19 protein-coding genes are annotated in these 25,309 nt (G+C 60.3%); 18 read left to right on the top strand and 1 reads right to left on the bottom strand.

Annotated features, from left to right (window positions below; all coding sequences use genetic code 11):
* Window positions 1-25: 25 nt before the first annotated feature.
* From WDZ78_RS09990 to WDZ78_RS10030, 9 genes are all read left to right on the top strand, one after another.
* Entirely contained in the window at window positions 26-1,495 is a 1,470-nt protein-coding gene (locus tag WDZ78_RS09990) for a UDP-N-acetylmuramoyl-L-alanyl-D-glutamate--2,6-diaminopimelate ligase (protein WP_425672923.1), read from the top strand.
* On the top strand, window positions 1,492-2,925 hold the full coding sequence (locus WDZ78_RS09995; protein ID WP_425672924.1) for a UDP-N-acetylmuramoylalanyl-D-glutamyl-2,6-diaminopimelate--D-alanyl-D-alanine ligase: 1,434 nt from the start codon (window positions 1,492-1,494) through the stop codon (window positions 2,923-2,925). Before WDZ78_RS09990 ends, WDZ78_RS09995 begins: the two co-directional genes overlap by 4 nt.
* A gap of 23 nt (window positions 2,926-2,948) precedes the next feature.
* Window positions 2,949-4,049 carry a phospho-N-acetylmuramoyl-pentapeptide-transferase gene (gene mraY, locus WDZ78_RS10000; protein ID WP_004430746.1) on the top strand — a complete coding sequence of 367 codons (1,101 nt, stop codon included), beginning with the start codon at window positions 2,949-2,951 and terminating at the stop codon, window positions 4,047-4,049.
* Between the two features lie 3 nt (window positions 4,050-4,052).
* A complete protein-coding gene (gene murD, locus WDZ78_RS10005) occupies window positions 4,053-5,462 on the top strand; it encodes a UDP-N-acetylmuramoyl-L-alanine--D-glutamate ligase (protein WP_425672925.1) in 1,410 nt (469 codons plus the stop codon).
* A gap of 5 nt (window positions 5,463-5,467) precedes the next feature.
* Window positions 5,468-6,622, top strand: a complete 1,155-nt coding sequence (gene ftsW, locus WDZ78_RS10010; protein ID WP_004430748.1) for a putative lipid II flippase FtsW — start codon at window positions 5,468-5,470, stop codon at window positions 6,620-6,622.
* Between the two features lie 6 nt (window positions 6,623-6,628).
* Window positions 6,629-7,765: an undecaprenyldiphospho-muramoylpentapeptide beta-N-acetylglucosaminyltransferase gene (murG, locus tag WDZ78_RS10015; protein ID WP_020009294.1), complete on the top strand. Its 1,137-nt coding sequence runs from the start codon at window positions 6,629-6,631 to the stop codon at window positions 7,763-7,765.
* Entirely contained in the window at window positions 7,762-9,177 is a 1,416-nt protein-coding gene (murC, locus tag WDZ78_RS10020; protein WP_020009295.1) for a UDP-N-acetylmuramate--L-alanine ligase, read from the top strand. The genes murG and murC overlap by 4 nt, the downstream gene beginning before the upstream one ends.
* Window positions 9,174-10,139, top strand: coding sequence for a UDP-N-acetylmuramate dehydrogenase (gene murB / locus WDZ78_RS10025; protein ID WP_026363421.1), 966 nt, complete (start codon window positions 9,174-9,176; stop codon window positions 10,137-10,139). Before murC ends, murB begins: the two co-directional genes overlap by 4 nt.
* Before the next feature lie 151 nt (window positions 10,140-10,290).
* Window positions 10,291-11,094: a GGDEF domain-containing protein gene (locus WDZ78_RS10030; RefSeq protein WP_112278301.1), complete on the top strand. Its 804-nt coding sequence runs from the start codon at window positions 10,291-10,293 to the stop codon at window positions 11,092-11,094.
* Window positions 11,095-11,166: 72 nt separating this feature from the next.
* On the opposite strand, the gene WDZ78_RS10035 is transcribed toward WDZ78_RS10030, so the two are convergent.
* A complete protein-coding gene (locus WDZ78_RS10035; RefSeq protein WP_187772463.1) occupies window positions 11,167-12,471 on the bottom strand; it encodes an MFS transporter in 1,305 nt (434 codons plus the stop codon).
* A gap of 544 nt (window positions 12,472-13,015) precedes the next feature.
* Between WDZ78_RS10035 and WDZ78_RS10040 the strand changes: the two genes are divergently transcribed.
* The 9 genes from WDZ78_RS10040 (at window position 13,016) to WDZ78_RS10080 (ending at window position 25,309) form a co-directional block, all read left to right on the top strand.
* On the top strand, window positions 13,016-13,942 hold the full coding sequence (locus tag WDZ78_RS10040; RefSeq protein ID WP_425672972.1) for a D-alanine--D-alanine ligase: 927 nt from the start codon (window positions 13,016-13,018) through the stop codon (window positions 13,940-13,942).
* Window positions 13,930-14,862, top strand: coding sequence for a cell division protein FtsQ/DivIB (locus tag WDZ78_RS10045; RefSeq protein ID WP_425672926.1), 933 nt, complete (start codon window positions 13,930-13,932; stop codon window positions 14,860-14,862). The genes WDZ78_RS10040 and WDZ78_RS10045 overlap by 13 nt, the downstream gene beginning before the upstream one ends.
* Window positions 14,859-16,190, top strand: a complete 1,332-nt coding sequence (gene ftsA, locus WDZ78_RS10050; RefSeq protein ID WP_004442783.1) for a cell division protein FtsA — start codon at window positions 14,859-14,861, stop codon at window positions 16,188-16,190. The genes WDZ78_RS10045 and ftsA overlap by 4 nt, the downstream gene beginning before the upstream one ends.
* Window positions 16,191-16,281: 91 nt before the next feature.
* A complete protein-coding gene (ftsZ, locus tag WDZ78_RS10055; RefSeq protein ID WP_425672927.1) occupies window positions 16,282-18,039 on the top strand; it encodes a cell division protein FtsZ in 1,758 nt (585 codons plus the stop codon).
* 272 nt (window positions 18,040-18,311) lie between these two features.
* Window positions 18,312-19,271, top strand: a complete 960-nt coding sequence (lpxC, locus tag WDZ78_RS10060) for a UDP-3-O-acyl-N-acetylglucosamine deacetylase (RefSeq protein WP_004430769.1) — start codon at window positions 18,312-18,314, stop codon at window positions 19,269-19,271.
* A 233-nt stretch (window positions 19,272-19,504) separates the two neighbouring features.
* Window positions 19,505-20,371 carry an outer membrane protein assembly factor BamD gene (locus WDZ78_RS10065; protein WP_004430771.1) on the top strand — a complete coding sequence of 289 codons (867 nt, stop codon included), beginning with the start codon at window positions 19,505-19,507 and terminating at the stop codon, window positions 20,369-20,371.
* 15 nt (window positions 20,372-20,386) lie between these two features.
* Window positions 20,387-22,060: a DNA repair protein RecN gene (recN, locus tag WDZ78_RS10070; protein WP_020009303.1), complete on the top strand. Its 1,674-nt coding sequence runs from the start codon at window positions 20,387-20,389 to the stop codon at window positions 22,058-22,060.
* A gap of 116 nt (window positions 22,061-22,176) precedes the next feature.
* Window positions 22,177-24,351: an NAD-dependent DNA ligase LigA gene (gene ligA, locus WDZ78_RS10075; RefSeq protein WP_425672928.1), complete on the top strand. Its 2,175-nt coding sequence runs from the start codon at window positions 22,177-22,179 to the stop codon at window positions 24,349-24,351.
* A gap of 64 nt (window positions 24,352-24,415) precedes the next feature.
* The gene (locus tag WDZ78_RS10080; RefSeq protein WP_425672929.1) at window positions 24,416-25,309 is read left to right on the top strand and encodes an aminoglycoside phosphotransferase family protein; all 894 of its coding nucleotides are present in this window, start codon (window positions 24,416-24,418) and stop codon (window positions 25,307-25,309) included.

A 25,309-nucleotide genomic window follows, 5' to 3' on the forward strand; every position in this document is an offset into this window, starting at 1 on the left:
CGGGGGGACAAGACGGACACAGTCGATGAATTTGCGAGATATATCCGGAAATGCGTTTCCGGAATTGAAAGAATTGCTCCTGTCTGAGATCGGGGCGATCGAAATCGGGGGGATCACCGCAGACAGCCGCAAGGCTGCGCCCGGCAGCCTGTTTGTGGCGGTTGCGGGCACCAGGGCGGATGGCGCGGCCTATGTAAAGGACGCGGTTGCCAAGGGTGCGGTCGCTGTCGTTTCCGGACACGCGCTGGAGGCTGATGTGCCGGTGCTTTCCGTCACGGACCCACGCCTTTATCTCTCCCTTGCCGCTTCCCGTTTTTACGGAAAACAGCCGGAAACCATGGTCGCCGTCACCGGCACTGCCGGAAAGACGTCCGTCGCCTCCTTTGTGCGGCAGATATGGGCTTTCGCCGGCCATGCCGCCGCCCAGATCGGCACCACGGGCGTCATCGCTCCCGGCCGCGAGGATTATGGCGCGCTCACCACGCCCGATCCGGTGACGCTGCATGCGCTTCTCGCCGAACTTGCGGCCGAAGGCGTGACCCATGCGGCGATGGAGGCGTCCAGCCATGGTCTTGACCAGCGCCGTCTCGATGGAGTGAAGCTGGCAGCCGCCGGTTTCACCAATCTTGGCCGCGACCACATGGATTATCATCCGACCGTCGAGGACTATATGGCCGCGAAGATGCGGCTCTTCGATACGCTGATGGAGAAGGGCTCTCCCGCAGTGATCTTTGCTGACGATCCGTGGTCGGACAAGGCAATCCGCGCGGCGCGCGAAGCGGGTCTCGATGTGCGCACCGTCGGCCGCAAGGGTGATTATTTGACCTTGAAACGGGTGGAGCACTTCCGTCACAAGCAGATGATCGAAGTGCATCATGACGGCGTGATCCATGAAGTCGACATCCCGCTGGCGGGCGATTTTCAGGTTGCGAATTCTCTCGTCGCTGCAGGTCTTGCCATGTCCACCGGCGTTGCCGCGACAACGGCGCTCAAGGCGCTTGAAAAGCTGATCGGCGCTGCCGGCCGTCTGGAACTCGTCGGCCAGACGGGGAACGGTGCGCTCGCCTATGTGGATTACGCCCACAAGCCGGATGCGCTGGAGAACGTGCTGACTTCGGTCCGGCCCTTCACCTCTGGCCGCATCATCACCGTCTTCGGCTGCGGCGGCGACCGTGACAAGGGCAAACGCCCGATCATGGGCGAGGTTGCAACGCGGCTTTCCGACATCGTCATCGTCACCGACGACAATCCGCGTTCGGAAGACGCCGCGACGATCCGTTCGGAAGTCATGGCGGCGGCTCCCGATGCATTGGAAATCGGCGACAGGGCGGAGGCAATCCGCCATGCGGTGTCGATGCTTTCACATGGCGATACGCTGATCGTTGCGGGCAAGGGGCATGAGGAGGGGCAGATCGTCGGTTCCGTGACGCTGCCGTTTTCCGATCATGAACAGGTGCGCGCTGCGCTGGCAGGGCTGGAAGGATCGAAGATTTGAGCTGGTTATGGACAGTCGCCGACATGATCGCCATTACGGCAGGACGCCCCGTGGGCAACCTGTCGACCGGAATCACCGGCATTTCCATCGACAGCCGGACTGTCAAAGCCGGCGAGGCCTTTTTCGCCATCAAGGGCGACCGGGTTGACGGCCATGACTATGCGAGTTTTGCCGTCGCCAACGGGGCCAGTCTGCTCGTCGTGGCCGAAGGCAAGCTGCCGGCTCTTGGCCGTCTGACGGTGCCGATGATCGTCGTGGAAGATGTTCTTATCGCGCTTGGCAAACTCGCCATCGCGGCGCGTGAAAGAACGTCGGCGCGCATCATCGCGGTCACGGGGTCGGTCGGCAAGACGACGACGAAGGAAATGTTGCGGCAGGCTTTGGCCCCTTCGGGCCGGGTGCATGCGGCGGTTGCCTCCTTTAACAACCATTGGGGCGTGCCTTTGACGCTCGCGCGCATGCCCGCCGATACGGAATTCGGCGTGTTCGAAATCGGCATGAACCATTCCGGCGAAATCCGGCCGCTGGTGAAAATGGTCCGCCCGCATGTGGCGATCATCACGACCATCGCACCGGCGCATCTCGGCAATTTCAAGAATATCGAAGAGATCGCCGCCGCCAAGGCCGAGATTTTCGAAGGTCTGGAGGAGGGTGGTTCCGTCATCCTCAACCGCGATAACGCCCAGTTCGAACAGCTTGAAGAAGCGGCGCAGGAACAGGGCATCGAACATATCCTTACCTTCGGGCAGCACGCGAAAGCGGATTTCCGCCTCGCGGATTTCGAGAGCACGACGACGGGCTCGACGATCTGGGCGATCCTGAACGGCGAAACCAGTGAGTTGCACATCAATATTCCCGGCCGGCACATCGCAGACAACGCCATGGCGGTCCTTGGCGCGGTTGCCGTAACGGGCGCCAATCTCGAACGCGCCTTCGAGGCGCTCGGATCGCTCGAAGCGGTGAAGGGGCGCGGCCAGCGCCATCATCTTTCCATCAATGGCGGCTCCTTCCTGCTGATCGATGAAAGCTACAATGCCAATCCGGCCTCCATGCGCGCCGCGATTGCCGTGCTGGCGGAAACGGAAACGCAGGGTCACGGCCGGCGGGTCGCGGTTCTCGGCGACATGCTGGAGATGGGCGAGTTTTCGGCGCAGCTGCATGAGGAACTGGCCGGGCCGTTGCTCGCAGCCGGCATCGAGCATGTGTGGCTTGCGGGCGAGGCGATGGCGGCGCTGCGCGATGCGCTGCCTGATAGCGTGACCGTCATCTGGTTCCCGACGACGGCGGAACTCACCGATTTTGCCCTGCAATGGGTGCAACCGGGAGACGCGCTGATGGTAAAATCGTCACTTGGCCTCGGTTTCGGCAAGATTGTCGCCGCGCTGCTTGACAAGTATCCGGCATTCCCCGAGACGGAACGCCAAGTCTGAAATAGCCTTTTGAAAGGGCAATTATGCTGATCTGGCTCGTCGAACTGTCGGATAAAATTCAAGTCTTCAATCTCTTCCGGTACATCACCTTCCGGGCGGGTGCGGCGATGTTCACCTCTGCGCTGATCGTTTTCCTGTTTGGACCGGCCATCATCAATTCGCTGCGCGTGCGTCAGGGCAAGGGCCAGCCGATCCGCGCCGACGGGCCGCAGACGCATTTCAAGAAAGCCGGCACGCCGACCATGGGCGGGCTGATGATCCTTGCCGGTATCCTCGGCGGTTCGCTGCTCTGGGGTGACCTCTCCAACGTCTATGTCGTTGCCGTTTTGATGGTGACGCTTGGTTTCGGCGCAATCGGCTTTTACGACGATTATCTCAAGGTCACGAAGCAGAGCGACAAGGGCTTTTCCGGCAAGGCGCGTCTTGGCATCGAATTCCTGATTGCGGCGATTGCCGTGTTCTTCATGATGAAGATGGCGCTTGCTTCCGCACCGCATGGCGGCACGCTCGGCAGCTCCATCGCCTTTCCCTTCTTCAAGGAACTCGTGATCAATCTCGGCTATTTCTTCGTGCTCTTCGGTGCTTTCGTCATCGTCGGCGCGGGCAATGCGGTGAACCTCACGGATGGTCTCGATGGGCTTGCCATTGTGCCCGTCATGATCGCGGCCGCCACCTTCGGCGTGATCGCCTATCTCGCCGGCAACGCGGTTTTTGCCAATTACCTGCAGATCAATTTCGTGCCCGGCACGGGTGAACTCGCCGTCATCGTCGGCGCGGTCATCGGTGCGGGGCTTGGCTTCCTGTGGTTCAATGCGCCGCCCGCCGCAATCTTCATGGGCGATACGGGGTCGCTGGCGCTCGGCGGCCTCATCGGTTCCATCGCTGTCGCCACCAAGCACGAGATCGTCATGGTCATCGTCGGCGGTCTTTTCGTCATGGAAACGCTGTCGGTCATCATCCAGGTCTTCTGGTTCAAGCGTACCGGCAGGCGCGTTTTCCTGATGGCGCCGATCCATCACCACTTCGAGAAAAAAGGCTGGACGGAAAGCCAGGTGGTTATCCGTTTCTGGATCATCTCCGTGGGCCTTGCGCTGCTCGGCCTCGCTACCCTGAAGCTGAGGTGAGCGATGATCCCGGTCACGTCGTTCAGGGGTAAGAAAGTCGCTCTCTTCGGGCTCGGCGGTTCGGGCCTCGTTACCGCTCGGGCGCTGGTTGCCGGCGGGGCGGATGTCGTCGCCTTCGACGACAATCCCGACAGCGTGGCCAAGGGTGAAGCCGAAGGCATTACGACGGCGGACCTGCGGACGATAGACTGGCCCTCCTTTTCCTCCTTCGTGCTGGCGCCCGGTGTGCCCTTGACGCATCCGAAACCGCACTGGTCGGTGGACCTCGCGAAAGCTGCTGGCGTCGAGATCATCGGCGATATCGAGCTCTTCATCCGCGAGCGCCGTGCGCACGCGCCGGATTGCCCTTTCATCGCGATTACCGGCACCAACGGTAAGTCGACAACGACGGCGCTGATCGCGCATATTCTCAAGGCTTCGGGGCGCGATACGCAGCTGGGCGGCAATATTGGCACGGCGGTGCTGAGCCTCGATCCGCCGAAGGCGCAGCGTTTCTACGTTGTGGAATGCTCGTCCTACCAGATCGATCTCGCGCCGACGATCAATCCGACCGCCGGAATTCTTCTTAACCTGACGCCCGATCATCTCGACCGGCACGGCACGATGCAGCACTATGCCGACGTCAAGGAGCGGCTGGTGGCTGGCAGTCAAACGGCCATCGTCGGTGTTGATGACAGCCATTCGACATTGATCGCCGATCGTATCGAGCGTGCCGGGGTAAAGGTCGAGCGCATTTCCAAACGCAATGTTGTTTCCGAAGGTCTTTATGCCGAAGGCAGCCGCATCCTGCGGGCGCATGGTGGCACGTCCTCGCTGCTGGTTGATCTCGATGGCATCCAGACCCTTCGTGGCAGCCACAATGCGCAGAATGCGGCGGCGGCAATCGCCGCCTGCCTTGCGGTCGGCGTTTCCGAAGAGGAAGTTCGCGCAGGCCTGAAATCCTTCCCCGGCCTCAAGCATCGCATGCAGCCTGTCGGGCGCCGTGGCAACGTTACCTTCGTCAATGACAGCAAGGCAACCAATGCCGATGCTGCTGCACCGGCGCTTTCAAGCTTCGACCGCATCTACTGGATCGCCGGCGGCCTGCCGAAAGCGGGCGGCATCACCAGCCTTTCGCCGCTCTTCCCGCGCATCGCCAAAGCCTATCTGATCGGCGAAGCGGCAGCCGAATTTGCGGCGACGCTGGGCGAGGCCGTGCCTTACGAAATATCCGGCACGCTGGACAAAGCGATTCAGCATGCGGCCGCGGATGCGGAAAAAGATGCGACGGCCGGCAATATCGTGATGTTATCCCCGGCTTGCGCAAGCTTCGATCAATATAAGAACTTTGAAATCAGAGGTGATTCGTTCGTCGCGCAGGTCGCGGCGCTCGATGGCATGACGATGCTGGTTGACTCTGGAAAAGGGGGCTGAAGGCCATGGTAAGCCGAGTTGATCGAGGTCCGGTCGCGGAATGGTTCTGGACCATCGACCGTTTCTTTCTGGCGGCGTTCATCGCGCTGATGGGCATCGGTCTGATGCTGTCCTTTGCGGCGTCGCCTGCGGTTGCCGAACGCATCGGTCTCAACAGCTTCTTTTTCGTCGAGCGTCAGGCGATGTTCATGGTGCCGTCACTGGCGATCATGGTCGGCCTGTCCTTCCTGTCACCGCGCCAGGTTCGCCGTGTGGCGGTCATCATGCTGATCGCCTCGCTGCTGATGATGATCTTCGCGCTGTTCTTCGGTATCGAGGTCAAGGGTGCGCGGCGCTGGATTTCCATCGGCACCTTCTCGATCCAGCCGTCGGAATTCATGAAGCCGGCTTTCGTCATCGTCTGCGCATGGCTTTTTGCCGAGCGGGCGCGTCATCCGGAAATTCCGGGCAATCTCTTCGCCATCATCACCTTCGGCATCGTGGCGGCGCTCCTGATCGCCCAGCCGGACTTCGGCCAGACAATCCTGACCTCGGTCGTCTGGGGCGGCATGTTCTTCATGGCCGGCGTGCCGTGGTTCTGGATCATCATGCTCGGCGGCCTTGGCGTCGGCGGCATTGTGACCGCCTATCTCATGTTGCCGCACGTCGCGGGCCGTATCGACCGGTTCTGGACGGGAGAGGGCGATACGTTTCAGGTGGATACCGCGCGCGAGGCGATCATTCGCGGTGACTGGTTCGGGCGCGGACCGGGCGAGGGTATCGTCAAGCGCATCATTCCCGATAGCCATACCGACTTCATCTTCTCGGTGGCGGCGGAAGAGTTCGGCATCGTCTTCTGCATGTTCCTCGTTGCGATCTTCGCCTTCATCGTGTTGCGCGGCCTGTCGCACGCCTTCAAGGAGAAGGACGATTTCTGCCGTTTTGCCGTAGCCGGTCTCGTGCTGCAGATCGGCATGCAGTCGATGATCAATATCGGCGTTAATCTGGAGCTGATGCCAGCCAAGGGCATGACCTTGCCGCTGATTTCTTACGGTGGTTCGTCGATGATGGCGATATGCGTGACCGCCGGTTTCCTTCTGGCGCTGACGCGCCACAGACCCGAAAAGCGGGCGCAGGAGCGGAGTTTCTTCCGCGTCGGTTCCGGCGTTCCCGCGGAGTAAACGATCATGAGCAAGGGTATTGTTCTTCTTGCCGCCGGTGGAACCGGCGGCCATGTGTTTCCGGCGGAGGCGCTCGCGCATACGCTGAAGGCGCGCGGTTATCAGGTGCATCTCGTCACCGACAGCCGCGCCGAGCGTTATGCGGGCAAGTTCCCGGCGGATGAAATCCATGTGGTGCCGTCTGCCACCATCGGCTCGAAAAACCCGATTTCCGTGGCGCGTTCGCTCTGGAAGCTCTGGGTAGGTTTGCGCGCCGCGCGCCGTCTGGTGGCGAAGCTGAAGCCGGTTGCGGTTGTCGGTTTCGGCGGTTATCCCACCGTGCCGCCGCTTCTGGCCTCCACCGGCCTTGGTGTGCCTTCCATCATTCATGAGCAGAATGCTGTGATGGGTCGCGCCAACAAGGCGCTGGCGACACGCGTGAAGGCGATCGCCGGCGGCTTCCTGCCGCCTGCCAATGGCCAATATTCCGACAAGACGGTTGCAACGGGCAATCCCGTGCGCCCGGCGGTGCTGGCGGCTTCCGATATTCCCTATACCCCGTCGCAGGCGGATGAAACTTTTCAGCTTGTCGTGTTCGGCGGCAGCCAGGGCGCGCAGTTCTTTTCGAGTGCGGTGCCTGCGGCTATCTGCCTGCTGAAAGACGAGCAGCGCAAGCGCATCGTCGTCACCCAGCAGGCGCGTCCGGAAGACAAGGATAGCGTCATCGCGTCCTATCAGAAGCTTGGCGTGAAGGCTGACGTTTCGCCCTTCTTCGGTGATATGGCGTCGCGTATCGGCGAGGCGGATCTGGTGATCAGCCGCTCGGGCGCTTCGACAGTGTCGGAGCTTTCGGTAATCGGCCGCCCGTCCATTCTCGTGCCTTATCCGCATGCGCTGGATCACGATCAGGCCGCCAATGCGGCAGCACTTTCGGCAGCCGGCGGGGCAAGTGTCATCAAACAGGCGGAACTGTCACCGCAGAAGCTCTCCGGCCTGTTGTCGTCGGCGCTTTCCGAGCCGGATCGTTTGTCCGCGACTGCGGCGGCGGCCAAGGCGACGGGTAAACCGCATGCGGCGGATGTGCTGGCCGATCTGGTGGAGGCCATTGCCTCCGGCCAGTCCGTACAGGAATTCAAGAAGAAGAATGAAGGAGTTGGGGCATGAAGATGCCGAAAGCCATAGGCCTTGTCCATTTTATCGGCATAGGCGGGATCGGCATGAGCGGCATTGCCGAGGTGCTTCACAATCTCGGCCACCGCGTTCAGGGCTCCGATCAGGCCGACAGCGCCAATGTGCAGCGCCTGCGCGACAAGGGTATCGAGGTTTTTGTCGGCCATACGGCGGACAATATCGGTGACGCCGAGGTCGTGGTGGTTTCCACCGCCATCAAGAAGAGCAATCCGGAACTCATCGCCGCGCGGGAAAAACACCTGCCAATCGTTCGCCGTGCCGAAATGCTGGCCGAGCTGATGCGCTTCCGCAATGCGATCGCCATCGGCGGCACCCACGGCAAGACCACGACGACCTCCATGGTCGCGACCCTGCTGGAAGCCGGCAATCTCGACCCGACTGTCATCAATGGCGGCATCATCAATGCCTATGGCACCAATGCCCGCATGGGCGAGGGCGAGTGGATGGTGGTGGAGGCCGACGAATCCGACGGCACCTTCCTGAAACTGCCGGCCGACGTGGCCGTCATTACCAATATTGATCCCGAGCATCTGGATCATTACGGCAATTTCGACGCCGTGCGCGCCGCATTCCGCCAGTTTGTCGAGAATGTGCCGTTCTACGGTTTCGGCGTCATGTGTCTTGACCATCCCGAAGTGCAGGCATTGGTTGGCCGGATCGAGGACCGCAAGGTCATCACCTACGGTGAAAACCCGCAGGCCGATGTGCGTTTTTCGAATGTGCGCATCGATGGCACACGCTCAGTCTTCGACGTGGAAATCCGTCGCCGTCGCACCGGTAAAATATTCTCCTTCAAGGACCTCGTCCTGCCGATGCCCGGCCGCCACAATGTGTCGAATGCGACGGCTGCAATCGCGGTTGCCAATCGTCTTGGCATTTCCGAAGCCGACATCAAGAAGGGCCTTGCCTCCTTCGGCGGCGTCAAGCGGCGTTTCACGCTGACGGGCGAAGCCAACGGCGTACAGGTCTTCGATGATTACGGCCACCATCCGGTCGAGATCAAGGCTGTGCTGGCGGCGGCGCGGGAGGCCTGCAAGGGCCGCATCATCGCCGTGCATCAGCCGCACCGCTACAGCCGCCTTTCCAGCCTGTTTGACGATTTCGCGCATTGTTTCAACGATGCGGATACGATTCTTCTTGCCCCGGTTTATGCTGCGGGCGAAGATCCCATTGAAGGCGCAAGCTCCGAAGCGCTGGTTTCGGCCATCAAGGCCGCCGGCCACCGCGATGCCCGTTTTCTCGAAAAGCGGGAAGACCTTGCGTCGCAGGTTGCAGCCATTGCGAATCCGGGTGATTTCGTGGTTCTCTTGGGGGCTGGAAATATCACGCAATGGGCAGCGGCGCTGCCTTCGGAATTGAAGAGCATATCAGGAAAGTCTGAATGAGACAGGTCGATGGGGTTAAATTGCTGGGGAGGCTCGGCGACGGGGTAAACGAACTGAGGGGACGTCTGACACCGGATGCGCCCATGGACCGCGTGACGTGGTTCAGGGCAGGCGGTCTTGCGGAAGTCATGTTCCAGCCGCACGATACCGATGATCTGGTCGCCTTCCTAAAAATCCTGCCGGAAGACGTGCCGCTGACGGTGGTCGGCGTCGGCTCGAACCTTCTGGTGCGCGATGGCGGTATTCCGGGCGTGGTCGTGCGCCTGTCCGCGAAGGGTTTCGGCCAGGTGGAGCTTGCGGGCGAAAACCGGATCAAGGCCGGTGCGATTTGCCCGGACAAGCATATTGCGGCCATGGCCATGGATAACGGCATTGGCGGCTTCCATTTTTATTACGGCATTCCCGGCTCCATCGGCGGTGCGCTACGCATGAATGCGGGCGCAAACGGCGGTGAGACGCGTGAGCGCGTTGTGGAAGTCTATGCGGTGGACCGCCAGGGCAACCAGCATGTGCTTTCCAATGCCGATATGGGCTACAGCTACCGCCATTCCGGCGCCGACAAGGGCCTGATCTTCACCGGCGCGTTGTTCGAGGGTTATCCGGAAGACAAGGCGAAAATTCGCGCGGATATGGATGCCGTTCGCCATCACCGCGAAACCGTGCAGCCGATCCGCGAGCAGACCGGTGGTTCGACCTTCAAGAATCCCGAAGGTCATTCCGCATGGGAACTCATCGATGAGGCGGGCGGCCGCGGTCTGGTTATCGGCGGCGCGCAGATGTCATCACTGCATTGCAATTTCATGATCAATACCGGCCATGCGACCGGCTACGATCTGGAATATCTGGGTGAGACCATCCGCAAGCGCGTGTTCGAGAAGTCGGGCATCCGGCTGGAGTGGGAAATCAAGCGGCTAGGGCTTTTCATGCCGGGCCGTGAGGTGGAACCGTTTCTAGGGAGCTGATGCTTCCTTTTCGGCCGGGTGTTTATGGTAACGCCCGGTCAATACTTATGTTTTATTATCGGGTGACAAGAATATCTGGGTTCATTATCCAGCTTTTTGGTATTTTAGGCAATTTTAATTCACGCGACATCTAAACCCGTTGGGGGTTAAGTTGGGTCTCTGGCATAAACTGATCCAAAGCATAAGTTTTTCGGTTGCGACGCCTGAAGGCCGCCAGCGGCTGGAACCGCTCGATTTTGCGCTGCGTGTGGCGGTTCTGGTCACCATTATCGCCGTCGTGATCGATACGGCGGGGCTCTTTATTCTGTCGCTGTTGGGGCTGGTGACCGACCTTGCGAATGGGCTGATGCTCGGCACGACCCTGTCGGCAACGATCGCGTTTACCCTGGCTCTGATCATCGGCTGGATCAATGCGCGCGAAGTGAAGCTGCTTGCCCAGTCGCATGAGCGGTTTCTGCATCTCAGCCACACCGACGCGCTGACCGGCCTCAACAACAGGCTGGGGCTTTACGCCAACTGCGCCCGTCTCGATACGCAATATTGTGTCGCCTTCGTTGATATCGATCGCTTCAAATCGGTGAATGACAGATACGGCCATCTGGCTGGCGATATGGTTATTTCCAGTGTCGCCGCCATGATCCGCGATTGTTTCGATGAAACCGCCTATATCGCGCGCCTGGGTGGAGAAGAATTCGTCGTTGTGCAGGAGCTGGCTCCGCAGGATTTTCTGGAGCTCTGCGAAAAGGCGCGTGCGAGGATCGCGGCGACACCGGTGGATTTCCAGGGCATGCGGATCAGGACCGCCGTCTCTATGGGTGTGGCTTTCCGGGCGAATTGGGAGATTTTCGAGAAAGTCATGCACAATGCCGATATGGCGCTTTACGACGCGAAACGATCGGGGCGCAATCGCATCTGTTTTGCCGGCCAGAAGGTCAGCCGCCAGACCGTCGCATAGGATTTGCTATCGTAGAATGGAAAAAGCCGCGAAACCCGGTTTCGCGGCTTTTCCTGTTGGGCTGCGCTTGGCTCAGACTTCGTCCTTGCGGGAAAGCAGAATGCAGGCCAGCGTGATGAGGGCGGATACGCACAGGTAATAGCCGACATAACCCATGCCGTAATTCACCTGCAGCCATGTGGCGATGTAAGGCGCCAGCGATGCGCCGAAGATGCCGGCCATGTTGAAGGTGATCGATGAGCCGGTGTAACGCACCCGGGTCGGGAAGGGGGCTGCGAGCGCCGTGCCGATTAGGCCGTAGGTCATGCCCATCAGCATCATGGCCAGAGCCGCGAAGACGAAGATCGAACCTTCGCCACCGGTCATCAGGCTGGGCAGCAGGAAGGAGAACAGGCCGATCAGCACCGTCGTAATGATCAGAATTTCACGGCGGCCGAATTTTTCGGCGAGCTTGCCAGCGATCGGGATGAAGATGCCGAAGACGATGGAGCCGAGGATCTGCACTTCCAGCGCGTCAAGGAACGGGATTTTCAGGACCTTGACGTTGTAGGACAGCAGATAGGCAGTGCCGATGTAGAACAGAACGAAGGTGGCGAGCGCCACGAAGGTGCCGAGCACGAGGCTGCGCTTGTGGTTGCGGAACAGTTCCGCCACCGGCACGGCCACACGTTCTTCCTTTTCGATCGCCTTCTGGAAGTCGGGCGTCTCGGTAATCGACAGGCGAACCCACATGCCAACCGCGATCAGAATGATCGAAGCGACGAAGGGAATGCGCCAGCCCCAGCTGAGCAAGGCTTCCTGCGACATGAAGTGCAGCAGGATCCAGAAGACGCCGGAGGAGAGGAACAGGCCGACAGGTGCGCCAAGCTGCGGGAACATGCCGTACCAGCTGCGTTTGCCGGGAGGAGCGTTTTCCGTGGCGAGCAGGACGGCGCCGCCCCATTCGCCGCCAAGGCCAAAGCCCTGGCCGAAGCGGCACAGCGCCAGCAACAGCGGCGCAAGGACGCCGGCGGTTTCATAGGAGGGCAGGAGGCCGATCACGACCGTCGATACACCCATCGTGAGGAGGGCGGCGACAAGCGTCGTCTTGCGGCCGACGCGGTCACCATAGTGGCCGAAGACCACAGCGCCGAGCGGGCGGGCAAAAAAGGCGATGGAGAAGGTGGCGAAGGACGCCAGAAGCGCCGTCATCGGGTCATTGTTCGGGAAGAACAAGGCGGGGAACACGAGCACTGCGGCCGTGGCGTAAACGTAAAAATCGAAAAACTCGATGGTCGTGCCGACCAGGCTGGCAGTGAGAACTCGTGCAGGCGAATTTGTCTTTACAGCGTTCGAATTGTCAGCGGTCGGCGATACCGGAGATATCGCGTCGGTCATGGTATTGGTTCCATTTTTGATGATTGCAATGTCATGCCTAAGGAGGCGATGACTGCGTTAACGCAATTTTTGTTCCTATGGAATGCTAAAAAAGAAATAATGCAAATAATGTGATTGATGAATGCGACAGGCTCGGCTGCGTGCTGTCAGATGCGCTTCAGCGATTGAGAGACTGATTCAGGCGGCGGTTTTAAAACGCTGAAACGCCAGATAATTTTCCCTGGGGAATAATCCCCTCCGTTAACGTTTCGACCTTGCCTTTATCGCGGAGCAGCAGACGTGCTCGTGCGATTTTATTTCCGATCATTGAAAATCTGCATGTTGCAATCCATGCAACTCTCTGATTCCAAGGAGGGAATCCGGATCGGTGCTGATTCTTTAACGAAACTCGGCACGTTGGGCGCGGCGGTTAACGAAAGTAAACGATTCATTAACCTTAATGGCGTTTAACTGATCTCAAGGGTCATGTGCCAGAATCACCGTTCTTCAAATTCGGTCGGTTCGGAGCGTGGTTCGTAACGGAGAGTTGGTGTCAGAGGGTTCGATGGGCGGCAAGCACGTAGCTGTTCTTTTGGGTGGGTTTTCGTCGGAGCGGCCGGTCAGCCTGTCGTCGGGCAATGCTTGTGCGCAGGCTCTGGAAGACGAGGGCTACAAGGTCACCCGTGTCGATGTAGGGCGCGATATCGCGGCCGTACTCGACGAGCTGCGTCCGGATGTCGCCTTCAATGCGCTGCACGGTCCCTTCGGTGAAGACGGCACTATTCAGGGTATTCTCGAATATCTGGCCATTCCCTATACACATTCCGGCGTGCTGGCTTCCGCACTAGCCATGGACAAGGCGCAGGCCAAGAAGGTTGCCGCCGCTGCCGGCATCCCCGTCGCCGCCGAGCGCGTCATGAACCGCTTCGATTTCACCAGCGAACACCCGCTTGCGCCGCCCTATGTGGTGAAGCCGGTGCGTGAAGGTTCGAGCTTCGGCGTTGTCATCGTCAAGGAAGACCAGTCGCATCCGCCGCAGATTCTTACCTCGTCCGAATGGCGTTACGGCGATCAGGTCATGGTCGAGCGTTATATTCATGGCCGCGAACTGACCTGCGGTGTGCTGGACGGCGAGGCGCTTGGCGTTACCGAAGTGGTGCCGCTCGGTCACAATTTCTATGATTATGACGCTAAATACGCTGCCGGTGGCTCAAAGCATGTCATTCCGGCAGAAATTTCACCGAAAATTTACCAAAAAATTCAAACACTGGCGGTTATGGCGCATCGGGCGATCGGGTGCCGTGGCGTAAGCCGTTCAGACTTTCGTTACGACGACCGCTTCTCAGAAGATGGCGAAGTTATCTGGCTTGAAGTGAATACGCAGCCGGGCATGACGCCGACCTCCCTGGTGCCGGAAATGGCGGCCCATGCTGGCCGCTCCTTTGGTAACCTTGTCAGCTGGATGGTGGAGGACGCTTCGTGTTTGCGGTGATCGGCAAAAAGTCGACGGCAAAAAAGCGCGAGCAATATGCGGCGGCGGCCAATGCTGACGATCGCAGGGTATTGCCGCGTCCGATGCGTCGCGTCGTGCGTTTCTGCGTCAGCCTCGCGACCGGACGCATCCATATTCCCGCCCATACCGGCACTATTTCGGCCATCGCTTTTTACGCGGTAACCGGGCTTTACGGTATGTCGCTCGGCGGCCACACGAATATCGTTACGCAGGCGACGACCTCCGCTGCGGGGTTCGCGGTCGAGGACGTGAAGGTCTCCGGCAATCTGCAGACATCCGAAATCGATGTTTTCCAGCTTCTCGGCCTCGATGGCAGCACGTCGCTGATCGCGCTCGACATCGATGCAGCGCGCCGCAAGCTCGTGCAGCTCCCCTGGGTGGAAGACGTGGATATCCGCAAGGTCTATCCGAAGACGATCGAGGTTCGCCTGAAAGAGCGCCAGGCCTTCGGCATCTGGCAGCACGGCACGGAACTGTCGCTGATCGAAAAAAGCGGCAGCGTGATCGCGCCGCTGCGTGACAATAAATTTGCCGCCCTGCCGCTGTTCGTCGGACGTGACGCGGAAACGGGCGCCGCCGGTTTCGTTGAGCAGCTGGCCGACTGGCCGGAAATCCGCAACCGCGTCCGCGCCTATGTGCGCATTGCCGGCCGCCGCTGGGATCTGCATCTCGACAACGGCATCGTCGTCAAGCTGCCGGAAGAAAACCTGCCGCAGGCGCTGCAATTGCTGGCGCGGCTCGATCTAGAGGAAAAGGTCCTGTCCCGTGATGTCGCCGCCGTTGATCTGCGGCTGGCGGATCGCACCACGATCCAGTTGACCGAAGGCGCGACGGAGCGCCGTCAGGCTGCTGTCGACGCGCGCACCAAGGCTCTCAAGAAAGCGGAGAAGAACACATGAGCTTTTTCGGTTCTTCCCATTTCGGCCTGCCTCGCCTGAAGCCGCTTTCCTCCAAGCGCAGCCACATCGTCTCGGTGCTCGACATCGGTTCGACCAAGGTCGTCTGCATGATCGGCCGGCTGACGCCGCGCCAGGAAAGCGAAATTCTGCCCGGCCGTACCCACAAGGTGGAAATCATCGGCATTGGCCACCAGCGTTCGCGGGGCGTGAAGTCCGGCGTGATCGCCGATCTCGACGCGCTGGAAGGTGTCATCCGTCTTTCGGTGGATGCGGCCGAGCGCATGGCGGGCCTGACCGTCGACAGCCTGATCGTCAATGTTTCCGCCGGCAGGCTGGCAAGCGACATCTATACTGCGAGCATCGATCTCGGCGGACAGGAAGTGGAAGCAAGCGACCTGCGCAAGGTTCTGGTGGCGGCGAGCCAGCAGTCCATGCGTCAGGATCGGGCGATCCTGCATTCGCTGCCAACAGGCTATTCGCTGGATGGCGAGCGCGGCATTCGTGATCCGCTGTCGATGTATGGCGATCTTCTCGGTGTCGACATGCATGTGGTGACTGTCGAACGCACGGCGCTGAAGAACCTCGAGCTTTGCGTCAATCGCGCGCATCTCTCGGTCGAGGGCATGGTGGCAACGCCCTATGCCAGCGGTCTTGCGGCATTGGTCGATGACGAGGTCGAGCTTGGCTGTGCGGCCATCGACATGGGCGGCGGCACCACGACGATTTCGGTTTTCGCCGAAGGCCGTCTCATTCACACCGACGCGATCGGCCTTGGCGGCCATCACGTCACCACAGATCTTGCACGTGGCCTCTCGACACGAATCGAAGATGCGGAGAGACTGAAGGTGGTGCATGGTTCGGCTTTGCTGAATGGCGCGGATGAGCGCGACATGATTTCGATCCCGCCGATTGGCGAAGATGATCGCGATCAACCATCGCAAGTTTCAAGAGCACTTGTAACCCGCATCGTGCGGGCGCGTATCGAAGAGACGCTGGAATTGATCCGTGATCGTATCCAGAAGTCCGGCTTCAGCCCAATTGTCGGCAAGCGCGTTGTCCTGACCGGCGGCGCAAGCCAGCTGACGGGGCTGCCGGAAACGGCACGGCGCATTCTCGCCCGCAACGTTCGTATCGGCCGCCCCATGGGGGTAGCAGGTCTTCCGGTAGCGGCGAAGGGACCGGCATTTTCAACCGCCTGCGGACTGATGATCTATCCGCAGGTGGCGGATATCGAAATTCATGCGGCGCAAGGCGGAATGTTCTCGCCGTTTGGTAACGGTAGCGGCCGGATAGCCCGGGTGGGGCAATGGCTGAAAGAGAGTTTTTGAGTGGCCTCGTGGCGCAAGCCGGAGGTTTCAGAGTTGAGTTTCAAGAATCGGCCAGCGGGGCGATGCGGCCAGAGAAAGAAGGAATGTTAAAATGACGATACAGCTGCAGAAGCCTGATATCACAGAGCTGAAGCCACGCATCACCGTCTTCGGTGTCGGTGGCGGTGGTGGTAACGCTGTCAACAACATGATCACGGCCGGCCTCCAGGGCGTCGACTTCGTCGTCGCCAACACGGATGCGCAGGCGCTGACCATGACGAAGGCAGACAGGGTCATTCAGCTCGGCGTCAACGTCACCGAAGGCCTCGGCGCCGGCTCGCAGCCGGAAGTCGGCCGCGCTGCTGCTGAAGAGTGCATCGATGAGATCATCGATCACCTGAACGGCACCCACATGTGCTTCGTCACCGCCGGCATGGGCGGCGGCACCGGCACGGGCGCTGCCCCGGTCGTCGCACAGGCAGCCCGCAACAAGGGCATCCTGACGGTCGGCGTCGTCACCAAGCCTTTCCACTTCGAAGGCGGCCGCCGCATGCGTCTTGCCGAACAGGGCATCGAGGAACTGCAGAAGTCCGTCGATACGCTGATCGTCATTCCGAACCAGAACCTTTTCCGTATTGCCAATGACAAGACGACCTTTGCGGACGCCTTCGCCATGGCTGACCAGGTTCTTTACTCCGGCGTTGCCTGCATCACCGATCTGATGGTGAAGGAAGGTCTCATCAACCTTGACTTCGCCGACGTTCGCTCGGTCATGCGTGAAATGGGCCGCGCAATGATGGGCACCGGCGAGGCTTCCGGTCCGGGCCGTGCGATGCAGGCTGCGGAAGCGGCGATCGCCAACCCGCTGCTCGACGAAACCTCGATGAAGGGTGCGCAGGGCCTGCTGATCTCCATCACCGGTGGTCGCGACCTTACCCTGTTCGAAGTCGACGAGGCTGCAACCCGTATCCGCGAAGAAGTCGACCCGGATGCCAACATCATCCTCGGCGCTACCTTCGATGAAGCGCTGGAAGGCCTCATCCGCGTCTCCGTCGTCGCAACCGGCATTGACCGCGTTGCTGGCGTTGGCGAACAGAACATTGCCGATATGCGCGCCGCAGCTGCCGTTGCCAAGCCGCTTATCCGTCCTTCCGCGGCCGTTGCTTCGGCTCCGGCCGCAGTTCAGCCTGCAGCAGTCTCGCAGGCACCGAAGGCCGTAGACCCGATCGCTCAGACCATTCGTTCGGCGGAAGCCGAAATGGAACGTGAACTCGGTTTCGCCGCACACCAGCAGCCCGCCCAGGATTTCCGTCCGCAGAGCAAGCTGTTCGCATCTTCCCCGGCTGAAGCGCCGGCCGCCCTCCGTCCGGCCCAGCCGGTTCAGCAGGCCGCTCCGGCGCCGGTTGCGCAGGCGCCGGTCTATCATGCTCCGGAACAGGTTGCCGCACAGGCTCCGCGGATGCAGCCGCCGCAGGCGCCGGTTTACCAGGAGCCTGCTCCGGTTGCCCGTCAGCCCGAGCCGGTTCGCATGCCGAAGGTCGAAGACTTCCCGCCGGTCGTAAAGGCCGAGCTGGACCACCGCACCCATGCCGCTCCTGCCGCACAGGAAGAGCGTGGCCCGATGGGTCTTCTGAAGCGCATCACCAACTCGCTTGGTCGCCGTGAAGAGGAAGAAGTTCCGTCCGACATGATGGATGCGCCGAGCATGGCTCCTCAGCAGCGCCGCGCACCGCTTTCGCCGGAAGCAAGCCTCTACGCACCGCGTCGCGGCCAGCTTGACGACCACGGCCGTGCAACGCCTGCCTCGTCCAGCCATCACGACGATGACCAGCTGGAAATCCCGGCCTTCCTGCGCCGCCAGTCCAACTAAAGGCGATTCCATAAGCCCCTTGAAACGCCCGGATCACACGATCCGGGCGTTTTGTTTATTTTACGTTATTAACACTAAATTAATTCGCTTTTTCAATGGCTTGCGCATGTAACAATCCGAAACGAACAGTGATTTGTCGTGGCACCTACATGTGCGTATGTATGAGGCTGGGTGAAGGAACAGATTGACTTTTCCGGTCGTTAAAAACCGGCTTGAAAAACTTGAACGGCGCTGGCTGAAGCAGCGCGGTTTGCAAAACAAGGCATAGACGCATGACTATCGGACTGCTCGGATTTCAGACAACTATCGCACATGCTGTTCAGCTTAAAGGCATTGGCGTGCATTCCGGCAATCCGGTCTCGATGACCTTCCAGCCTGCAGAAGCCGGAACGGGCGTCGTCTTCCACCGCCTTCACGATAATGGCAGCGTTACAGAGCTTAAGGCGGTTTCGGCCAATGTCGGCAATACCGATCTGTGCACCGTGCTCGGCCGTTCGCTCTCCCAGTCAGTAGCGACGATCGAGCACGTCATGGCTGCCATCTACGCCATGGGTCTTGATAACCTTGTCGTTGAGGTCGATGGTCCGGAAGCGCCGATCATGGACGGCAGCTCCGCACCTTTCATCGAAGCGATCGAATCTGTTGGCATCAAGAACCTCGGCGTGAAGCGCCGTTACATTCGCGTCACCAAGCCGGTGCGCATCGATTCGGGCGCGTCCTGGGCGGAGTTCCGTCCCTATGACGGCACGCGTTTTGAAGTCGACATCGATTTCGACACGCCGCTGATCGGCAAGCAGTCCTGGAAGGGCGACCTGACGGCGGATACGTTCAAGAACGAACTGTCGCGCGCCCGCACCTTCGGCTTCATGCGTGATGTTGAGCGCCTGTGGGCTGCCGGTTACGCACTCGGCTCCTCGCTTGAGAACTCGGTTGTCATCTCCGACGACAACAGCGTCATCAACATGGAAGGCCTGCGTTACGCCAAGGATGAATTCGTCCGTCACAAGACGCTGGACGCCGTGGGCGACCTGGCGCTTGCCGGCGCGCAGTTCATCGGTTGCTACCGGTCCTATCGCGGCGGCCACAAGGTCAATGCGAATGCGCTGAAGGCCCTGCTGAGCGACCGCACCGCTTACGAGATCGTCGAGGCTCCGGCTGCCCGCAACCAGATGGTACGCGCCCGCGAATTCGTTGCGGTCAACATGCCGGAATTCGCACCCTGGTCTGCTTGAGTTCCTTCGCAGGCTATCAATTGACAGAAAAAGCCGCTCCCCTTGGGGCGGCTTTTTCGTGATGCGAACAAGAAGTTGCGTTATATCGTCTGATATTCATGCGATTGCATGGGTCGATGCCATAAAAATGCGTTAATGCGTCATCATTGCGTTGCCCTGCGGATGCTTTTATGGCTAGAACGCCAGTGCAAAGCCGATGCTTATGTATTTGCGCGGGAAGTGGGAACTGTCGAATGAAGCATGTAGGGTCTGGTGCAATGAAGGGTACGATGCGGGGGATCGCCGTTTCGTTGATGTTGGTCGGCGCAAGTGTTGTCGTCACGGCCTGCCAGTCCGATCCGGATATCGACATTACCAAGCTCGGCTTCGAATCCGATCCGCCTGATGTTCTGTACAAGCAGGGGCTTGCCAACATGAACGCCGGCAACATGACGGAGGCCTCACGCAAGTTCGAGGCGATCGACAAGCAATATCCCTTTACCGAATGGGGCCAGAAGGCGCTTGTCATGCAGACCTTCATTGCTACGCGCACCAACAAGAACGATGTGGCCATCACGAATGGCAGCCGCTTCCTGCGACAATATCCGCGCTCGAAGGACGCCGCTTATGTTCAGTACATGATCGGCCTTGCCTATTCGAAGCAGATTTCCGACGTGACGCAGGATCAGCGCGCAGCACAGCGCACCGTCGAGGCTATGAACAAGGTCGTCAACGACTACCCCGATTCGGAATATGTCGCCGACGCACAGGCCAAGATCCGTTTCGCCCGCGACCAGCTCGCCGGCCGTGAAATGCAGGTTGGTCGTTATTACCTTGAGCGCAAGGAATATCTCGCCGCCGTTTCGCGTTTCCGCATCGTCGTCGAGCAGTACCAGAACACCAACCAGATCGAGGAAGCGCTGGCGCGTCTGACCGAAGCCTATTACGCCATGGGCCTGGTGGACGAAGCGCAGACAGCGGCCGCCGTTCTCGGCAACAACTATCCTGATAGCCAATGGTATGCGGATTCCTACAAGCTGCTGAAGGGTCAGGGGCTGGAGCCGCGTGAAAACAAGGGGTCCTGGATTTCGCGCGCCGGTAAGAAGCTTATCGGCGCCTGAGACGGGGCATAGGCCATGCTGGTCCAGCTCTCGATTCGCGATATCGTTCTGATCGAAAGGCTTGACCTCGGTTTCGAGGCAGGCCTTTCCGTGTTGACGGGCGAGACGGGTGCGGGCAAATCCATTCTTCTCGATAGTCTCTCGCTGGCGCTTGGCGGCCGCGGCGATGGCGGCCTTGTGCGCCACGGTGAAGAAAAGGGACAGGTTACCGCCACTTTCGAGGTCCCGAGCAATCACCCGACCCGGCTTCTCCTGCGCGAAAACGGTCTCGATGACGACGGCGACCTGATTTTCCGCCGCGTGCAATCCTCCGACGGGCGCACCAAGGCTTATATCAACGATCAGGCCATCAGCGTGCAGATGATGCGCCAGCTCGGCCAATTCCTGGTCGAAATCCACGGCCAGCATGATGATCGCGCGCTTGTCGACACCGATGCCCACCGCACGCTGCTGGATGCCTTTGCCGGGCTGAGCGATGAGGCTCGCGCTGTTCAGGGTCTCCACCGCACCTGGAAAGATGCTGACCGGGCTCTGAAGACGCACCGCGCCAAGGTGGAGGCGGCGGCGCGCGAGGCGGATTACCTGCGCTCTTCCGTTGAGGAACTGGAAACGCTCTCGCCGCGTGACGGTGAAGAGGAAGAACTGGCAGAGCGCCGGGCGGTGATGCAGAAATCCGAACGCATCGCCGGCGATATTGCCGAGGCCAGCGAATTCCTGAACGGCAATGCCTCTCCCGTGCCTGTCATTGCATCCATGATGCGCCGGCTTGAGCGCAAGAGCCACGAGGCTCCCGGCCTGCTCGAAGACACCGTGCAATTGCTGGATGCAGCACTGGACAACCTTTCCAATGCGCAGATGGAAGTGGAGGCGGCATTGCGCCGCACCGAATTTGATCCGCGCGAGCTGGAGCGGGTGGAAGAGCGCCTTTTTGCGCTGCGCGCCGCTGGCCGCAAATATAATGTCGCCGTGCCAGACCTTCCGGCTCTCGCCGAAAAAATGGTGGCCGATCTCGCTGATCTCGATGCCGGTGAAGAGAAGCTCGGCAAGCTCGAGGCCAATCTCGGCGTCGTAAAGGCCGACTTCGACCGTGCCGCGCAGTCGCTTTCCGACAAACGCCGCAATGCGGCGGAAGCGCTTTCCAACGCTGTCATGGCCGAGCTTCCGGCGCTGAAGCTGGAGCGGGCGCGATTTACCGTCGAGGTGACCTCCGATCCTGAGCAGGCGACGGCCGACGGTATCGATACCGTGGAATTTCACGTCCAGACCAATCCGGGCACGCGTCCCGGTCCGATCATGAAGGTCGCATCAGGTGGCGAACTGTCCCGTTTCCTGCTGGCGTTGAAAGTGGCGCTCGCCGATCGCGGTTCGGCGCCGACGCTGGTGTTCGATGAAATCGATACTGGCGTTGGCGGCGCTGTGGCGGATGCCATCGGCCAGCGGCTGCGCCGACTGTCGAAAACCGTGCAGGTCCTGTCCGTCACCCATGCGCCGCAGGTGGCGGCACGGGCGGCCACTCATCTCCTCATTTCCAAGGGCCCATCCGGCGACGGCAGCGAGCGTATCGCGACGCGCGTGGCCACCATGGAGCCGAAACACCGCACCGAAGAAATCGCCCGTATGCTCGCCGGCGCATCGGTAACGGACGAGGCGAGGGCTGCGGCCGCTCGTCTGCTCGCAGCCAAGGACTGACCTTTCGCGACAATGCCGTGGGAGCGTCGTTCGGTGTTGTGAGTCCAGCGGCAAAACTGTTTTTAATGTTTGTTATTTCGGCTAAAAGCGTTCGGTAATTCCGAAAAGAGGCCGTCATGTCGCAAGACCAGAAATCCGTCGAAAACCTCACCGAGCCTGAAGCCTCTTCCGAGCTCGCATTTCTGGCGGCCGAGCTTGCGCGCCATGATGCCCTTTACCACGGCAAGGACGCGCCGGAGATTTCGGACGCCGATTATGATGCGCTGAAACGGCGCAACGATGCCATCGAGACGGCTTTTCCAGCGCTGGTGCGGGCCGACAGCCCATCGAAGAAAGTCGGCTTTGCGCCGCTTCCGACCTTTGCGCCCATCGTGCATGCGCGGCCGATGCTCTCGCTCGACAATACGTTTTCGGAAGAGGATCTGCGCGATTTCGTCAGTTCCGTCTATCGCTTCCTCGGGCATCTGCCTGATGACTCCATCGCCTTTACGGCTGAACCGAAGATCGACGGGCTTTCCATGTCGATCCGCTACGAGAACCGCAGGCTGAAGACCGCGGCGACGCGTGGTGACGGCACGACGGGCGAAAACGTCACCGCCAATATCAGGACCATCAAGGAAATCCCGAACGAGCTGCCTTCGGACGCGCCCGATGTGGTGGAGGTTCGTGGTGAGGTCTATATGGCCAAGAGCGACTTTATGGCGCTCAACGCTCAGATGGAGGCCGAAGGCAAGCAGACATATGTGAACCCGCGCAACACGGCATCCGGTTCGCTGCGCCAGCTCGACGCCAATGTGACGGCGAAACGCAAGCTCAGGTTCTTTGCCTATGCGCTTGGCGAGGTCTCGAATGGCGGCCAGCCGACGCGCATCGCCGATACGCAATATGGTATTGTCGAGAAATTCCGGGCCTGGGGTTTTCCGGTCAATCCGCTGATGAAGCGATTCACCTCAGCCCAACAATTGCTTGAACATTATAATGAAATCGGCGTCGCCCGGCCCGATCTCGACTACGATATCGACGGTGTGGTCTACAAGGTCGACCGGCTCGACCTTCAGGAGAGACTGGGCTTCCGCTCGCGCAGCCCGCGCTGGGCGACCGCGCACAAGTTTCCGGCCGAACAGGCTTTTACCACGGTTGAGAATATTGAAATCCAGGTGGGACGCACCGGGGCGCTGACGCCGGTTGCCAGACTTACCCCGATCACCGTCGGCGGTGTCGTCGTCACCAATGCGACACTGCATAATGCCGATTATATCGAAGGTATCGGCAATAGCGGCGAGCGCATCCGCCCGGAGGACCACGATATACGCATTGGCGACACGGTCATTGTGCAGCGCGCCGGGGACGTCATTCCGCAAGTGCTGGATGTGCTTCTGGAAAAGCGCCCGGCCGAGGCTGTGAAATATGCATTCCCAGAGAAATGTCCGGTTTGCGGTAGCCATGCGGTGCGGGAGCGCAACGAAAAGACCGGCAAGCTCGATTCGGTCACGCGCTGCACCGGCGGTTTCGTCTGCCGGGCGCAGGCCGTGGAGCACCTGAAACATTTCGTCTCGCGCAATGCCTTCGATATCGAAGGGCTTGGCACCAAGCAGATCGACTTCTTCTTCGAAAGCGACGATCCCACTCTGTCGATCAAGACCGCACCGGATATTTTTACGCTGAAGGTTCGGCAGGAGGCGTCTACGCTCACCAAGCTCGAAAATATCGACGGCTTCGGCAAGGTCAGTGTCAGGAAGCTGTTCGACGCCATCGATGCCCGCCGCGAGATCGACCTGCACCGGCTGATCTTCGCACTCGGTATTCGTCATGTGGGAGAAACCACGGCGAAGCTTCTGGCGCGCTCCTACGGCACCTATGAGCATTTCGAGGAGGCCATGAAGGCGGCGGCCGATCCGGCGAGCGATGCCTGGGCCGAGCTTAACAGCATTGACGGCATCGGCGAGGTGGTGGCCCGCGCGATCATCGAGTTCTACAAGGAACCACGCAATCTCGATGTCATCGACCGGCTGATACGGGAGCTTCGCCCGAAGGAGGCCGAGAAGCCCTCCACCGAAGGCAGCCCGGTGGCAGGCAAGACGGTCGTGTTTACGGGCTCGCTGGAAAAGTTCACCCGCGATGAGGCGAAGGCCCGGGCCGAAAGCCTCGGCGCCAAAGTTGCAGGTTCCGTCTCGAAAAAGACCGATATTCTGGTGGCAGGGCCGGGGGCCGGTTCCAAGCTTGCCAAGGCGACTGAACTGGGCGTGCAGACCATGGACGAGGACGAGTGGCTGGCGCTGATCGGCGGCTGATGCGCCGTCATGGCGATGTTGTCCTCTGCCGCTAAAGCTTTGCGCCTGAGACGGAGAGCACAGTATGGATGACCGTATTGTCGTCACGCCACAGCAGGTTCGGGCGCTGGTCACCAGCCAGTTTCCGCAATGGGCTGATCTCGATGTCCGGCCGGTCGAACTGAGCGGCTGGGATAATCGCAGTTTTCGTCTCGGTGACGATATGCTGATCCGCATGCCGAGTGCCGCCCGTTATGTTGCACAGGTGGAAAAGGAGCACCGGTGGCTGCCGGCGCTTGCGCCGTTCCTGCCTTTCCCGATCCCTGCACCATTGGCGCTGGGAAAGCCGGGAGAGGACTATCCGTTCTGCTGGTCCGTCTACCGCTGGCTTGAAGGCGAACCTATGGCACGGCATCTGGGGCGCGTCGATCTTTCGACGTTCGCCATTGATGTCGCCGCGTTTTTGAAAACATTGCACGGCGTGGATGCTTCGGATGGCCCACGCGCGGGCGCGCATAACTTTCATCGCGGCGGGTCCCTCTCGGTCTATGACGGGGAGGCGCGGGCCTCGGCAGCACGCCTTGCCGATGAGGTAGATCATGCGCTGGCCATGGAGATCTGGCAACTGGCGCTTTCCAGCCGCTGGCAGGGGCGGGGTGTCTGGGTGCATGGCGACATTGCCGAGGGCAATCTGCTGATGCAGGACGGCCGCCTTTCAGCCGTCATCGATTTCGGCGGTTCGGGCGTCGGCGATCCATCTTCCGATCTCATTCTCGCCTGGAATGTACTCAATGCCGAAAGCCGCGCCGTTTTTCGCCGGGCGCTGGAGCTTGATGATGCCACATGGCAGCGCGGGCGCGGCTGGGCGCTGTGGAAGGCGCTGATCGTGCTGGATGCCGAGCGCGACCGGAACGAAAAAATGGCCGAATGGTCGCGACGGACCATTCGGGAAGTGTTTGCGGATCACTTACTACGCTGA

The sequence above is a fragment of the Agrobacterium sp. M50-1 genome, from assembly GCF_049843495.1.
Taxonomy (GTDB): Bacteria; Pseudomonadota; Alphaproteobacteria; order Rhizobiales; family Rhizobiaceae; genus Agrobacterium; species Agrobacterium radiobacter.